Raw genomic sequence first — 14,320 nt, forward strand, 5'->3', positions numbered from 1 at the left:
CCCGTGTGATGGCCCGCGGCCGCCATCCTCGCCCTCCCAGCCTGCTCGGAAAACTGATCCTACCAGCGCCGTGACCAGCGAATATCTGCTAGAGCAGCTCCAGCGGGTCCATGCGGACGCGGACCTGGTCGGGGTCCTTGCGGGCGGTGCGGACGCGGACGGCGGCGGCGATGGCTTCGGCCAGGGCGCGGCCCTCGGCGCGAGAGGCGCGGACGAGGGCGCGTTCCTTGTCCTCGCCCAGGGGAACGGGGCCGAGGATCTCACCGGTGCCGGGCAGTCGCAGGTCGTCGAGCACGGCGTTGACGGCGTCGGGGACGCCGTCGATGGTGGCCATCCGGACGGCGGGCGGGAAGCCGAGCTCGGTGCGGCCGGACAGCTCCAGGGCGGCGTGCCAGACGGGGTCCCAGCGGACGAGGGCCTGCACGGTGGGCAGGCTGGACTCGGCGGTGACGATGACGCGCCCGCCGGCGGCGGCGGGGACGACCATGCCGGCGGCGGTCATCCACAGGCGCAGGGCCTCCTCGGTGGCACGGAGGTCGGCGCGGCCGAGGATGGCCCAGCCGTCCAGCAGCAGCGCGGCGCCGTAGCCGCCGACGGCGTGGGGCTCGGCCCCGGGCGTGGCGACGACGAGGGCGGGGGCGTCGGGCACCTCGGCCAGCACTTCGCCGGCGCCGGAGGTCCGGACGACGAAGCCGGGGAAGGCGCGGCCCAGTTCCTCGGCGGTGCGCTTGGAGCCGACGACCACGGCCCGCAGTCGCCGTGAACCGCAAGCGGTGCAACGGAACATGACCTCCACGGCCCCACACCAGCGGCACTCGGCGGGTCGTGGCGCGCCGTTGTCGTTGCCGCCGGGAAGCGACAACGGCCCGGCGCACTTGCGGCACTGGGCCCGCACGCGGCAGTTGGCGCACGCGAGCGCCGGCACGTAGCCCCGACGTGGCACCTGCACGAGCACAGGCCGCCCGGCCTTCAACGCCTCGCGCGCGGCCTCGAAGGCGATGGCCGGCAGCCGCGCTGTGCGGGCGGCCTCGTCCCGTGCGAGCTGGACGTCGGTCTCGCCGATGGCGGTGACCCGTGGCGCCGCGGCGCGCAGCTGCTCCCGTGCGGCGACGATCTCGGGGGCCCAGCCGGTGTCCACGAGCAGCTGCGCCTCGGCGGTACGGGCGAAGGCGGCCACGAGCAGCGACGCCCCGGCCATATGGGCCCGCTGCACCAACACATCCCGTACGTGTGGATACGGCGCGAGCTGTTCGGCGTGCCCGCTGTCGCCGTCGTCCCACACGACGAACAGCCCCGGATCGGCGACAGGCGCGAACGTGGCGGCCTTGGTGCCGACAACCACGCGCACGGTGCCACGCAGCACCGACAGCCACCGTTTGTACCGCTCCCCCGGCCCCAGGTCGGCGGACAGCGCCACCACGCCGTCCATGAGTCGCTGGCACGCCGCGAAGACCCGGTTCACGTCACGGTAGTCGGGCACCACGACGACCACGCCCTTGCCGGCCGACGCGACCGTGGCGGCGACCTCGGCCAGCCGCGCGGGCCAGTCCTCGCCGGGCAGCGCCTGCCACACGGCGTTGGCCGACCGCCCGGCCGCGAGGGCGTCGAGGTAGGCCGGGCCACGGGTGTAGCGCTGCCAGCCGTCCGCCGCCGGCCGCTCGGGCGGTCCCACGGGCTCGTCGGCGGCCTTCGCCTCGGCGCGCGCGTGGCGCGGCGGCACAGCCAGCCGCAGCACGTTGGCCAGCGAGCCCACGTAGCGGTCGGCGACAACCCGCGCGAGGGCGTGGATCTCGGGGGTGAGCACGACCTCCGGGGACACCACCCGCTCGATGTACTTGATCTTGTCGGCGACCTCGGTGTGCTCGACCCGCTCCAGCAGGAAGCCGTCGGTCAGCTTGCCCCGGAACCGCACCCGCACCCGCGTCCCGGGCTTGGCGTCGGCGTCGCACTCGGCGGGAATCCGGTAGTCGAACGGGAAATCCAGGTGATACGGCAGCGGCACGTCCACGCTGACCCGCGCGACCGCGGCGGTGGCGGCGGGCTGCCGCTCACCGCGCCGGACCTGCCCGCTGGGTGCCACGCCCTGAGGTCTACCAGAAAAGCCCCTTCCGTTGCCGGAAGGGGCTCCCGAGTCCACAGGCGACGGACTGCCAGCTTCGCCGAGTAGAGTTGAATTCTGGGGGATCCCTGGCGAAGTTGATCTATCGAAGGTCGGCCGGTCGGATGACCGGGGTCACCCGTGCTTCATGGCCTGGGTCACACGTGCTTCCACGTGCAGGTGAAGGCGTTGCCGCCGGTCAGGCCGGACACGGCGTCCTTGGTGGTGCTGCCGCTGGCCTGGGTGATGGGGTCGTAGCTCTGGCTGCCGATGGCCTTGCCGTTGGCGGTGGCATTGGTGAAGTTCACACTGCCGAAGTTCGCCAACGGCAGCGTGCCGTTGGAGTCGGACGGCGCCTCCGCGATGATCTCGGCGCTGGCCAGCGCGGCCTGGGCGTAGGTCTTGCTGACCGTGTGGCTCCAGCCGCGGGTGTCGTCGGAGATCTTCAGCGTGAACTTGCCGCCGCTGGCCTCGGTGACCGAGGCGGTGAAGTGGTCGCCGGGGCTGACGGTGTCGCTGAAGTTGACCGGGTAGGCCGGGTACATCTCGTACCACGCGTAGTACTCGGCGCGGCCGTTGATGTAGTCGACCTCGGTGCCGAGCTGCTCGACGGAGTTGCTGCCGTCGCCGTCGATGCCGACCCAGAAGCTGGAGTACGCGTCCTGCGAGGTGGCCTTCACCGACGGCTGCACCCAGCTGGCCGAGACGCTGGTGAACGTGCCGCCGGTCACGGCGTAGCCGGCCCAGTTGCCGCTGGTGCTGTGGGACAGGCCGTGGTTGAGCGGCTTGTGGATGTGAGCGGCGGGGGCGGCGCTGGCGGGGGTGGCCAGGCCGATCACGGCCAGCGGGGCGAGCACCGCGACGGCGATGCGCAGAGGCGACTTCACGACAGGGTTCTCCTCGTGCAGGGGTGAGTGCGCTGCACGGGAGACGCTAGGTTCGCCAAACCCCTTGGTGTAGCGGGAAACCCCTTGGCCCGAACCCTTGATTCAGTCAGACCAGCGCAAAGCGAACCAAAGTTCCATGCGCCGCTGCGTGTCGGCCAGGTCCACGCCCAGTTCCCGCGCCACCACGCCGATCCGGTGCCGCACGCTGTTGCGGTGCACGCCCAGCTCCGCGGCCGTGCGGTCCCAGTTCCCGTTGCACGCCAACCAGATCCGCAGTGTTTCGACAAGTTCGGGCCGGGTCGCCAACGGCGCCAGCACGGTCGCGGCGAATCGGGCGGCCGCCTCGGGATCGACCAAACCCGACACACCGTCGTCGACGGTGACCGGCCGGCCGGCGGCGACGGCCCGTTCCAGCATCCGTGCGGCTTCCCGGTCGGCAGACGGCAGATCGCCCACGCCCACCGGGGAACTCACCGCCAGCAGCCAGCCGGCCGTTTGCGCCGCGACAACATCCGGCACGGTGGTGACGATCGCCCGCATCCGGTCGCCGTCGGCGTCGACCAGCCCGGTGCCGAGGTCGATTTCCGCGTCACCACGGGCTTTCCGCTGCCCGCGCACGACCCGGTAGCCCTCGTGCGGGTCGTCGCCGAGCAACATCTTCGTGACCGAACGACCGTCGGACCGATCGGCCAAAGCCAGCAGTGCCAACGCGACCGCGATGACCGCGCGGTCGGCGACGGAGAACGGCCGCGCCGCGCCGACGACCAGGACCCGGGCGGCGGCGACCGGATATCCGACGACATGCCACGATCCGACCTCCGTCGAACCGCTGCGCCGGCCGCTGACGGCGCGCAGCCGCCGAGCCATGTGCACGACCACCGGATCGATCTCCTCGATTCCCGCCTTCGCGACCACGGCGTCGTCCAGCAGCGCGCACCACCAGTCGGACAGGTCGGCCAATGCGGTGACCAGCGTCGGCAAGGGATTGGGGCGCAGCGCCGCGCGGGTCAGCGCCGCCTGCGCCTCGGACAGCCACCGCAGCTCGGCATGCTCGGCCGCGGCCAGCGCCACACCCACGGCCTGGCTGACAGCAAGGAAGGGTGTAGTGGCCGGTAGCGCAACCAAGGGCAGACCTTGTCGCACGCAGGCGTCGACCAACGAGGCCGGCACCTCGTCGTAGACGGGTGTGACGCCGAAGCCCAGCGCCTGCACGCCGGCCGCGACCAACCCGCGCACGTATCCGTCGACGTCCTCGGGGAAGTTCACGCCCGCGGTCAGCAGCAGCTCGCCGCCCAGCAGGTACGGCACGGGGTCGCGCAGCTCGCTCACGTGCGCCCACCGGATCGGGCGGTCCAGCCGGTCGGCCCCGGCGAGCACGACGAGGCCCAACTCCGGCCGGCGCACCAGGTCGGCCAGCGGAACTGTGGACGTTCGACCCAACGTCATGGCTGGAGATTGTGCACTTCGTCCAGGTGAGGTGCACGCCGTCGCTTCCTAGGGTGACCTGAACGACAGGAGGAAGCCGATGGCACTCGACTACGTGGTGATCGCGGCGTACGTGCTGGGCATGGTCGGCGTCGGCTGGTGGGGCATGCGCCGCGCCACCACCCGCAGCGACTACCTGGTCGCCGGCCGCCGGCTGGGCTTCGCGATGTACTCCGGCACGATGTCCGCCGTCGTGATCGGCGGCGCGTCGACCATCGGCGGCATCGCGCTCGGCTACCAGTTCGGCATCTCCGGGGCCTGGCTGGTGTTCACCATCGGGCTGGGCATCCTCGCGCTGTCGGCGTTCTTCGCGCGGCGCATCGTGCGGCTGAAGGTCTACACCGTGCCCGAGATGCTGGACCTGCGCTACGGCGGATCCACCAGCATCGTGTCCGGCGTGGTGATGTGGGGCTACACGCTGATGCTGTCGGTCACCTCCACCATCGCCTACGCCACCGTGTTCGAGGTGCTGTTCGGCCTGCCCAAGGTGGGCGGCGTGATCATCGGCGGCGTCATCGTGGTGCTGTACTCGGCGCTGGGCGGCATGTGGTCGATCACGCTCACCGACATCGTGCAGTTCGTGGTCAAGACGGTCGGCATCCTGCTGATCCTGCTGCCAACGGCCCTGGTCGCGGTGGGCGGCTTCGGCGGCCTGCACGCGCAGCTGCCGGCCAGCTTCTTCGACGTGGGCTCGATCGGCGCCGGCCGCATCGTCACCTACCTGCTGATCTACGTGTTCGGCCTGCTCATCGGCCAGGACATCTGGCAGCGCGTGTTCACCGCCCGCACCCCGCGCGTCGCGACCACCGGCGGCCTCACCTCCGGCCTGTACTGCGTCGTCTACGCCATCGCCGGCGCCCTGATCGGCAGCGCTGCCAAGGTGCTGTACCCGAACCTGCCCAATCCCGACGACGCGTTCGCCACGATCGTCACCGGCCTGCTGCCCGCCGGCCTGCGCGGGCTGGTCCTGGCCGCCGCCCTGGCGGCGATGATGTCCACCGCCTCGGGGGCGCTGATCGCCTGCTCGACCGTCGCCCAGAACGACATCCTCCGCCGCGGCGGGGTCCGCGCCAACCGCGTCGCGACCCTCGCGCTGGGGGTCGTGGTGATCTTGATTGCGATCGTGGTCGACGATGTGGTAGCCGCCCTCACCGTGGCCTACAACCTGCTGGTCGGAGGCCTTCTGGTGGCGATCATCGGCGGCCTGCTCTGGCGGCGTGGCACGAGGGTCGGAGCCATCGCCTCCATGATCGCCGGCGCGGTGGTCGTCGTCGCGAGCATGCTGGCCTACGGCCTGCTCGCCGACCAGCCCATCTACTTCGGCCTGCTGGCCAGCCTCGTCGTGTACGTCGCGGTCAGCCTGGCCACCCCGCGCACGGCCGACTCCGTGCTGCACAACTGGGAACAACGACTCGCTGGAGTGAATGCATGACCCCGATCGGCCCGACCGACTCGTCCGTCGTCCCGCGCTTCGCCGGGCCGGCCACGTTCGCCCGGCTGCCGCGCATCGACCAGGTGGGCAAGGCGGACGTGGCCGTGGTCGGCATCCCGTTCGACTCCGGGGTGTCCTACCGGCCGGGCGCGCGGTTCGGCCCGGCGGCGGTGCGGGAGGCCAGCCGGCTGCTGCGGCCGTACAACCCGGGCCTGGACGTGTCGCCGTTCGAACGGGCGCAGGTGGTGGACGCCGGGGACATCGCGGCCAACCCGATGGACATCCCGCTGGCCATCGCCACCGTCGAGCGGTCGGCCGGCGTGCTGCTGGACGACGGGGCGAAGCTGGTCAGCATCGGCGGCGACCACACGATCGCGCTGCCGCTGCTGCGGGCCCTGGCCCGGCGGCACGGCCCGGTGGCGCTGCTGCATTTCGACGCGCACCTGGACACCTGGGACTCCTACTTCGGCGCGTCCTACACCCACGGCACGCCCTTCCGGCGGGCGGTCGAGGAGGGCGTGCTGGACACGTCGGCGCTGTGCCACGTGGGCATCCGCGGCCCGCTGTACGGCCGTGCGGACCTGATCGCCGACAAGAACCTGGGCTTTGGCGTCGTGACCTCGGCCGACGTGCTGCGGCGGGGCGTGGACGAGGTGGTCGGCGGGCTGCGGGAACGCATCGGCGACCGGCCGCTGTACGTGTCGGTGGACATCGACGTGCTGGACCCGGCCCACGCCCCCGGCACCGGCACGCCGGAGGCCGGCGGCCTGACCAGCCGCGAGCTGCTGGAGATCCTGCGCGGGCTGGCGGGCGCGAACCTGGTGTCGGCCGACGTGGTCGAGGTCGCCCCGGCCTACGACCACGCGGAGATCACCTCGGTCGCCGCCTCGCACGTCGCCTACGACCTGGTGTCGCTGCTGTCGATGGGAGTCTCGGCGTGACCCGCACCGGCGCCGATCTGGTTGTCGAGACGTTGACGGCGCTCGGCGCGGACACGGTGTTCGGCGAGCCGGGTCAGCACGCGCTCGGCCTGTTCGACGCGCTGCGGCGCTCCGATCTGCGCTACGTCGGCAACCGCACCGAGCCCTCGGCGGCGTTCGCCGCGGACGGGCACGCGCGGGTCACCGGCCGGGTGACTCCGCTGGTCGTGTCGACGGGTCCCGGCGCATTGCTCACATTGGCCGGACTACATGAGGCCGTCTCATCTTCGTCGCCGGTGCTGGGCATCAGCAGCCAGATCCCGTCCGACGGGCTCGGCGGCCGGCGACGCGGCTACCTGCACGAACTTCCCGACCAGCAGGCGAGTTTCCGCGATGTGGTGAAGTCCGTGCACGTGGTCCGCACCTCGGCGCAGATCCCGGCGGCGCTGACCGAGGCGTGGCGAACCGCTTCGACGGCGCCCGCCGGACCCGTATGGGTGGAAATTCCGCAGGACGTGCTGGCCGGCCCGACCGTGCAGCCGCCGGTGGTCTCGGTCGACGGCGAGCCGAGAACCTTGCGACCGCAAGCAGAACTGGTCGCGGAGGCGGCGGAACTGCTCGACGCGGCCGAGCGGCCGATGATCCTCGCCGGCGGCGGCGTGGTGCGGGCCGGCGCGCAGGAAGCGTTGCTGGCCTTGGCCGAACGCCTCGGCGCGGCGGTGGCCTGCACCTTCGGCGGTCGCGGCGCGTTCCCGTGGGACCACCCGCTGTCGCTGCGCTCGTGGCTGGAGGACCGGCACACCACTGAGTTCCTGGCCTCGGCCGATGTGCTGCTGGTCGTCGGCTCCGGACTGGGCGAACTGTCCACCAACTACGGCACCTTCCGGCCGGGCGGCCGGGTCGTGCAGGTGGACGCCGACGCGACACGACTGGCGGCGAACCACCCAGCATTGGGGATCCACGCCGACGCCGGGGAGTTTCTGTCCGAAGTTGTCAAACACGTCGGCGCGCGGGAGCGAACCGCGCCCGACACCGCCGGTCTGCTCGCCCGCGTGCAGGCGCGGCTGAACGGGCAGGACTTGATGTTGGAGCGCTCCATTCTGGGCACGCTAAGGGAAGCGCTGCCCGACGAGGTCCCCACCTTCTGGGACATGACAATTCTCGGGTATTGGGCCTGGTCAGCCTGGGATCCGCGGTCCGGCGGCATGCACAGCGCGCAGGGTTCAGGCGGCCTGGGCTGGGCGTTTCCGGCCGCGGTCGGGGCGGCCGCCGCGCAGCGGGAAAACCGGCCCGTGCTGGCCGTTTCCGGAGACGGCGGGGCGATGTACGGGCTGGCCGAGCTGGCCACCGCGGCCCAGCACGCGCTGCGCGTCACCTGGCTGATCGTGGATGATGGAGGCTATGGGATTCTCCGCGAGTACATGGACACCCCGTACGGGACCGAGCTGACCCGCCCGGACTTCGTGGCGCTGGCCAGGTCGTTCGGGGTGCCGGCGACCCTGAGCACTCCGGACCGGCTGGCGTCCGACATGATCAACTCGTTGGCGGCCGACGGCCCGAGCGTCGTCGTGCTGCCGGCCAGGTTGCAGATGTTCGCGCCGACCCACCAGGAGGTGCCATGGCCCACAACGTGATCAACGGCGAGCGACTGTCCGGTGTGGACGGTCTCAGGGCCGGTGTCGTCGACCCGGCGACCGGCGAGGTCAGCGACAGCGCCCCGGTCTCCGGAGCGTCCGATGTGGACAAAGCGGCCCGGGCCGCGGCCGCCGCGTTCGAGGGCTGGCGGCGCAGCACGCCCGCCGACCGCGCGCACGCCCTGCTCGGGCTGGCCGCCGCCGTCGAGGACAACGCGACGCGGCTGGCCGACGCCGAGTGCGCCGAGACCGGCAAGCAGTGGCACGTGGTGCTGGAGGAGGAGATCCCGGCCAGCGTGGACGCCCTGCGGTTCTTCGCCGGCGCCGCCCGCAACCTGGATGGCCGCTCGGCCGGCGAGTACGCCACCGGGCTGACCTCGACGATCCGCCGCGAGCCGGTCGGGGTGTGCGCGCAGATCACGCCGTGGAACTACCCGCTGATGATGGCCGTGTGGAAGATCGCCCCGGCCGTCGCGGCCGGCAACACCACCGTGGTCAAGCCGGCCGAGACCACCCCGACCAGCACCGTGCTGCTGGCCGAGCTGGCCGGCGAGTACCTGCCGGCCGGCGTGGTCAACGTGATCTGCGGCGACCGGGACACCGGGCGACTGCTGGTCGAGCACCCGGTCCCGGCGCTGGTGTCGATCACCGGCTCCACCCGGGCCGGCATGCAGGTGGCCGCCAGTGCCGCCGCCACCCTCAAGCGCACCCATCTCGAGCTGGGCGGCAACGCCCCCGTGATCGTCTTCCCCGATGTCGACGTGGCCGACGTGGCCGAGAAGATCGTGGCCGCCGCCTTCTACAACGCCGGCCAGGACTGCACCGCCGCCAGCCGCGTGCTCGTGCACGACGACGTGCACGACGACCTGGTCGAGGCCCTGACCAAGACCGCCTCCGCGCAGCGCACCGGCCGGGGCCCCCGCGAGGCCGCCGACTTCGGGCCGCTCAACAGCCAGGCCCAGCTCGACCGGGTCGCCGGCCTCATCTCCCGGCTGCCCGCGCACGCCGTCGTGCACTGCGGTGGGCACCGGGTCGGCGAGCGGGGCTTCTTCTTCGCGCCGACCGTGATCTCCGGGCTGCGCCAGGACGACGAGATCGTGCAGGAGGAGGTGTTCGCGCCGATCATCACCGTGCAGGGCTTCGCCTCCGAGGAGGAGGCCGTCGCGCTGGCCAACGGCGTGCCGTACGGGCTGGCCTCGTCGGTGTGGTCCGAGAGCCACCGGCGGATCCTGCGGGTGACCTCCGGGCTGGACTTCGGCTGCGTGTGGGTCAACACCCACGGGCCGCTGGTGTCCGAGATGCCGCACGGCGGGTTCAAGCTCTCCGGGCACGGCAAGGACCTGTCGGCCTACGGCTTCGAGGACTACACCCGGGTGAAGCACGTGATGAGCGCCGTCTGAGGCTCTAGCAAACCGTACGTACGTACTGCTACCGTCTCGGGGCATGACCGACGCCACGAGCCGATTCGGGGGCTTCGCCGAGGAGTACGACCGCGTCCGCCCCGCGCCGCCCGCCGTCCTCACCGAGCTGATCACCCAGTGGTGCGGGGTCGAGGACCCCGACGTCGTCGATCTCGGCGCCGGCACGGGCCTGGCCACCGCCCTGTGGCCGGCCGCCATCGCCGTCGAGCCCGATCCCGGCATGCGGGCCATCGCCGCCGCCCGGGGCCTGCGGGTCGTCGACGGCGCCGCGGAGGCCACCACCCTGCCCGACCACTGCGCCGACGTCGTCACCGCCAGCCAGGCCCTGCACTGGTTCGACCCCGCCCGGGCGTTCCCCGAGATCGCCCGCATCCTCCGCCCCGGCGGCGTCTTCGCCGCCTTCGACTGCGACTGGCCGCCCGCCGTCGACCCCGAGTGCGACGCCGAGTACCGAGCCGTCGAGGCCCACTACCGCGTGCTCGAAGTGAAACACGGCGTTCGTCCCGCATACGCCACGAAGGCGGACCACGTGTCACGCCTGCGCGACAGCGGCCTGTTCCGCCACGTCACCGAGGTCGCCGTGCACGCCCAGGACACCGGCGACGCCGCCCGCTTCGTCGACATCCTCCGCAGCCAGGGCGGCGTCGTCGCCCTCCTCGAACGCGGCATCACCGAGGACGAGATCGGCCTCACCCGCCTCCGCGCCGTCGCCCACCGCCGCATCCCCGAGGCACGGACCTGGTGGTGGACCTACCGCGTCCGTCTCGCCGTTGCGTGAACTAACCCCAACGTACTTATACTAGTTACGTTGGGGCTAGTTGGAGGGCGCGGTGCTGATCAAGCCAGCCGACGTGTTCGGCCGCGAGACCGAGTGGGCCGACCTGGTGGAGTTCACCGAGTCGGAGCTGCCCGGGCTGCGCATCGCCGTGGTCTACGGCCGCCGCCGCCAGGGCAAGTCATACCTGCTCAGGAGGCTCGCCGACGCCTGCGGCGGCCTGTATCACCTGGCCACCGAACAGACCGAGACGGTCAACATCCGCCGGTTCGCCGACTCGTTGGCCGATTGGCTCGGTCTGCCCGCGGGCAATCTCTCCTTCGCCGACTGGGAAGCCGCGCTGACGACGGCGACTGGCCTGATGGCAAGCCGGCACCATGCCGGCGGACCCAGTCTGATCGTGCTGGACGAGTTCCCCTACCTGATCAACGAGACACCAGGGCTGCCGTCCATCGTGCAGGCGATCTACGACCGTGTCGGCCCGGGTTCGACGACCAACACCGTGCCGCTGCGGCTGATCCTGTGCGGGTCGGCGATTTCCGTCATGTCCGAGTTGCTCTCTGGAACCAAGGCGCTGCGAGGGCGGGGAGCTCTCGAACTCCGGGTCAAGCCCTTCGGCTATCGGGCCGCCCGCGACTACTGGGGCATCGACAACCCGGCGGCCGCGCTCGTCCACAACGCGTTGGTCGGTGGCACGCCGGGATATCGGGATCTGGTGCTGAACCCGACCGTGCCGGAGGATCCCACCCGCATTGGGCACTGGCTCGCCCGCAACGTGCTGCGGCCGAGCGCGCCCCTGTTCGACGAGGCGAACCGGGTGGTGCACGAGGACCCCCGGATCCGGGAGACCGCGGTCTACTGGTCGCTGATGGCCGCGATCGCCGCCGGCGAGAGCTCGCCGACGAAGATCGGCGGTCTGCTGGGTCGCTCGGCCAATTCGCTCAGTCACCAGCTCGCGATGCTGGAGTCGGCGGGCTTCGTGGAACGGATCCAGGACATGCTGCTCGACCGCAGGCCGGTGGTACGCGTCGCCGATCCGCTGGTGCGCCTGCACCACCTCGTGGTCGAGCCGCACCTTGCCGATCTGGAGGCGGGCCACAGCGAGGAGGTGTGGACCTCGGTCGGGCACACCGTCGACTCCAAGATCTACGGTCCGCACTTCGAGGCGCTCGCGACGGAATGGGTCACCCGATACGCGCGTGCCGAAACCGGCCTGGATGTCGGCGCGACCGGCCAGGCGACGATCGCGTGCCGGGAGCACCGAACCAGCCACGAGATCGACATCCTGTCGCTGGAGCGCGGAGCCCGGCCACGGACCACCGGTGCCGCGGTGACGTTCATCGGCGAGGCCAAGTGCCGCGACCGTGGCCCCGGCGTCGCACAACTGCACCGGCTGGAGCACATCCGCGATCTGTTGACGGCCTCCGGACACGACAGCTCAGGAGCCGTCCTCGGTCTGTTCAGCACAACAGATTTCAGCGACGAGCTACGCCGGGTCGATGAACGTGACGGCGTCCTGCTCGTCGGGCTGGCCGAGCTCTACGGGAGCTGACCTGGTGGTGGACCTACCGCGTCCGGCTCGCCGTCGCGTGAACTAGCCCCAACGTACTTACGCTAGTTACGTTGGGGCTAGTTCGCGGTCCGGTGACCGGCCGTCTCAGGCGTTGAAGCTGGCTCGACGCCAGACCGCGGTCGCGTCCTTGAGGCTGCCGGCGAACATGCTGGGACGGTCGGTCCGCAGGGTGAGCTGGTCGCCGTCGAACTCGACGAGACGGAGCTGTCGCTCGCCGGCCCAGTTCGGAAAGGCGCTGACCGCCATGCCGTGCTGGACCGTCCGGCGGGCCTCGTCGACCTGGTGGGGACCGGAATAGGCGAGATAGCTCAAGCCGGCGGCGGTGTACTCGTCGGGGGTTCCCCGGTACATGTCGTCGGCGGCGAACCGGGCGCGGTCGGGGGCGCTGAGCTGTGCCGACATGTAGCCGTCGTGGGTGTAGAGAATGAATCCCGTCGGTGTCGCGCCCATCGGCAGGAACACCTCGCCGGTCTCGACGTCGGTCTCGACGCACGAGACCAGTGCCCAGGACCCGACCAACGACTCCCGCAGTGAATTCGGTTGCTTGTCGTCCATTGTGACTCCCCTTGCAGAATGAGATGAATAGCACCATCAGGCGCGACCCAGTCCCCGGTACAGGCCGCTTTCGAACGCGCCGTAGAGAGAAACGACACGAGCGTCGTAGAACGGCCGGATCTGGATGAACAGGGCGCCGGTCACGTTCTTGACCGGGTCGACCCAGAAGTAGCGAGGTCGCGCCCATCGCGGCGACGCCCAGCACCGTGCCGTCGTCCACCGCGGTTCGCAGGGCAGCGTCGATCGACCGGAAATTCTTCGACTGCGCACTCGGCTGTCCGCCCGATGTCGGGGCTGCTCCCGCCAATCCGACGCCGAACGAACCGACGGCGGCGCCGGTGGCCAGGAGTCCACCTCCCGCCAAAACGGCACGACGACCGATATCAGACATTGCCCCACCCTTCACGACAATGAAGACACGGCAGTTCGGTTTTCACGGGAATCCCGGTCGGACGGGACGGAAAACCCACTACCGAATCGGGACCGTGAACCAACTATGCACCGCGGGGGTACACCACGTCCAAGACCTGTATTGTCGTCTGTAATACCCGGCCGGCATCACTAGCGCGGCGTCAAAAGCGTATCAAGCCTCAATGCCAATGACGTTGGTCATATGCCGTCGGGCTGGCCGGGCGCCCCGGGGGCCGACGGCCGGTACTCCACCGCCATCGTCTCGATCATCGCGCCGCGGATGAGGATGCGGGTGTAGTCGGGCGGCAGCGCGGACAGCTGGCGGTCGCCGGTCTTGCTGTACAGCGGCGGGCCGAGCACCAGTTCCCGGTCGGCCAGCGGCAGGTCGGAGGTGAAGCTCAGGACCGAGCCGGTGTAGACGATGCCGCCGGTGAGGCGGACCCGGACGTACGCGCGATGACCGGGCGGGCAGTCTCGGCGGAACAACGCCGTCCAGGCGCTGACCGCGCGGATCGTGGCGCCCCCGTGCCGAACCAGGAGCCAGTGCGTCAGCAGCGCCGCGCCATGGGCCAGCACCGATTCCGCCGCCAGCGCCCCGACCACCGCCGGCCAGTGGTCCGCCGCGTAGACGCCGTTGGGGTCGAACAGGCCCTTGGGATCCGGCGGCAGGTCCGGGAACACTGCGCCCACCAACGCAAGGATGGCCAGCGCGAGCACGGTGAAGCCGAGGCTGGCCAACACGATTCGGCTGGTCTCGTGGAACGCCGACTCCACCGCGCCGGTGCGGCGGCGCAGGGCCAGCAGGTCGAACAGCAGGCCGGGCGAGACCAGAAGCAGGAACAGGACGACGGTGAGCCAGCTGCTGGGGACCATCAGCCGTCGAAGTCCGCTGGCGGCTTGTCGAGGTCGGCCTTGCTCACCACGGGCGCCGGGGTGTCGAGATAGCTGGGATAGCCGCCCTGGGGTTGGGAGTAGTCGGGCCCAGGCGGCCCGGTGTAGCCGGGCTGCTGGGGGTAGCCGCCGGTGGGGCCGGGCCAGGGCTGCGCGGGTGGCAGCAGCGGGGTGTGGGGCAGCGGCACGCCCGCGGGCGGCGTCGGCGTGTTGTCTGGGGCCGGGTCGCCCGGCATCG

General features: G+C 71.2%; 12 protein-coding genes. 6 read left to right on the top strand and 6 right to left on the bottom strand.

Annotated elements, in window-relative coordinates; translation table 11 throughout:
• Positions 1 to 88 precede the first annotated feature (88 nt).
• The 3 genes from ACIG5F_RS42915 to ACIG5F_RS42925 all read right to left on the bottom strand — a co-directional run bounded on the left by ACIG5F_RS42915 (position 89) and on the right by ACIG5F_RS42925 (position 4,431).
• On the bottom strand, positions 89 to 2,080 hold the full coding sequence (locus ACIG5F_RS42915) for a primosomal protein N' (RefSeq protein WP_396525985.1): 1,992 nt from the start codon (positions 2,078 to 2,080) through the stop codon (positions 89 to 91).
• 176 nt (positions 2,081 to 2,256) lie between these two features.
• On the bottom strand, positions 2,257 to 2,985 hold the full coding sequence (locus tag ACIG5F_RS42920) for a G1 family glutamic endopeptidase (RefSeq protein ID WP_396525986.1): 729 nt from the start codon (positions 2,983 to 2,985) through the stop codon (positions 2,257 to 2,259).
• A gap of 102 nt (positions 2,986 to 3,087) precedes the next feature.
• Positions 3,088 to 4,431, bottom strand: a complete 1,344-nt coding sequence (locus tag ACIG5F_RS42925; RefSeq protein WP_396525987.1) for a PucR family transcriptional regulator — start codon at positions 4,429 to 4,431, stop codon at positions 3,088 to 3,090.
• A gap of 79 nt (positions 4,432 to 4,510) precedes the next feature.
• Between ACIG5F_RS42925 and ACIG5F_RS42930 the strand changes: the two genes are divergently transcribed.
• The 6 genes from ACIG5F_RS42930 to ACIG5F_RS42955 are packed head-to-tail and all read left to right on the top strand — an operon-like array spanning position 4,511 to position 12,204.
• Complete coding sequence (locus ACIG5F_RS42930) at positions 4,511 to 5,902, top strand: sodium:solute symporter (protein ID WP_396525988.1); 1,392 nt, start codon at positions 4,511 to 4,513, stop codon at positions 5,900 to 5,902.
• The gene (gene speB / locus ACIG5F_RS42935; RefSeq protein ID WP_396525989.1) at positions 5,899 to 6,843 is read left to right on the top strand and encodes an agmatinase; all 945 of its coding nucleotides are present in this window, start codon (positions 5,899 to 5,901) and stop codon (positions 6,841 to 6,843) included. The genes ACIG5F_RS42930 and speB overlap by 4 nt, the downstream gene beginning before the upstream one ends.
• Positions 6,840 to 8,456, top strand: a complete 1,617-nt coding sequence (locus ACIG5F_RS42940; RefSeq protein ID WP_396525990.1) for a thiamine pyrophosphate-binding protein — start codon at positions 6,840 to 6,842, stop codon at positions 8,454 to 8,456. The genes speB and ACIG5F_RS42940 overlap by 4 nt, the downstream gene beginning before the upstream one ends.
• On the top strand, positions 8,441 to 9,856 hold the full coding sequence (locus ACIG5F_RS42945; RefSeq protein WP_396525991.1) for an aminobutyraldehyde dehydrogenase: 1,416 nt from the start codon (positions 8,441 to 8,443) through the stop codon (positions 9,854 to 9,856). Before ACIG5F_RS42940 ends, ACIG5F_RS42945 begins: the two co-directional genes overlap by 16 nt.
• 43 nt (positions 9,857 to 9,899) lie before the next feature.
• Positions 9,900 to 10,655 (top strand): class I SAM-dependent methyltransferase, encoded by a 756-nt coding sequence (locus tag ACIG5F_RS42950; RefSeq protein ID WP_396525992.1) that lies wholly within the window; start codon positions 9,900 to 9,902, stop codon positions 10,653 to 10,655.
• 52 nt (positions 10,656 to 10,707) lie between these two features.
• The gene (locus ACIG5F_RS42955; RefSeq protein ID WP_396525993.1) at positions 10,708 to 12,204 is read left to right on the top strand and encodes an ATP-binding protein; all 1,497 of its coding nucleotides are present in this window, start codon (positions 10,708 to 10,710) and stop codon (positions 12,202 to 12,204) included.
• A 105-nt stretch (positions 12,205 to 12,309) separates the two neighbouring features.
• Here ACIG5F_RS42955 and ACIG5F_RS42960 read toward each other — a convergent pair whose 3' ends face one another.
• From ACIG5F_RS42960 to ACIG5F_RS42970, 3 genes are all read right to left on the bottom strand, one after another.
• A complete protein-coding gene (locus ACIG5F_RS42960) occupies positions 12,310 to 12,780 on the bottom strand; it encodes a lipocalin-like domain-containing protein (protein WP_396525994.1) in 471 nt (156 codons plus the stop codon).
• Between the two features lie 609 nt (positions 12,781 to 13,389).
• On the bottom strand, positions 13,390 to 14,064 hold the full coding sequence (locus ACIG5F_RS42965; RefSeq protein WP_396525995.1) for a DUF6338 family protein: 675 nt from the start codon (positions 14,062 to 14,064) through the stop codon (positions 13,390 to 13,392).
• Positions 14,064 to 14,318 carry a hypothetical protein gene (locus tag ACIG5F_RS42970; RefSeq protein WP_396525996.1) on the bottom strand — a complete coding sequence of 85 codons (255 nt, stop codon included), beginning with the start codon at positions 14,316 to 14,318 and terminating at the stop codon, positions 14,064 to 14,066. Before ACIG5F_RS42970 ends, ACIG5F_RS42965 begins: the two co-directional genes overlap by 1 nt.
• Positions 14,319 to 14,320: the final 2 nt, after the last annotated feature.

The sequence above is a fragment of the Kutzneria sp. NPDC052558 genome (genome assembly GCF_044547355.1).
Classification (GTDB): domain Bacteria; phylum Actinomycetota; class Actinomycetes; order Mycobacteriales; family Pseudonocardiaceae; genus Kutzneria.

Coding starts and splice junctions, on each gene's coding strand:
- ACIG5F_RS42930 (WP_396525988.1), top strand. CDS start 4,511: ATGGCACTCGACTACGTGGTGATCGCGGCGTACGTGCTGGGCATGGTC.
- ACIG5F_RS42925 (WP_396525987.1), bottom strand. CDS start 4,431: ATGACGTTGGGTCGAACGTCCACAGTTCCGCTGGCCGACCTGGTGCGC.
- ACIG5F_RS42970 (WP_396525996.1), bottom strand. CDS start 14,318: ATGCCGGGCGACCCGGCCCCAGACAACACGCCGACGCCGCCCGCGGGC.
- speB (WP_396525989.1), top strand. CDS start 5,899: ATGACCCCGATCGGCCCGACCGACTCGTCCGTCGTCCCGCGCTTCGCC.
- ACIG5F_RS42945 (WP_396525991.1), top strand. CDS start 8,441: ATGGCCCACAACGTGATCAACGGCGAGCGACTGTCCGGTGTGGACGGT.
- ACIG5F_RS42960 (WP_396525994.1), bottom strand. CDS start 12,780: ATGGACGACAAGCAACCGAATTCACTGCGGGAGTCGTTGGTCGGGTCC.
- ACIG5F_RS42965 (WP_396525995.1), bottom strand. CDS start 14,064: ATGGTCCCCAGCAGCTGGCTCACCGTCGTCCTGTTCCTGCTTCTGGTC.
- ACIG5F_RS42950 (WP_396525992.1), top strand. CDS start 9,900: ATGACCGACGCCACGAGCCGATTCGGGGGCTTCGCCGAGGAGTACGAC.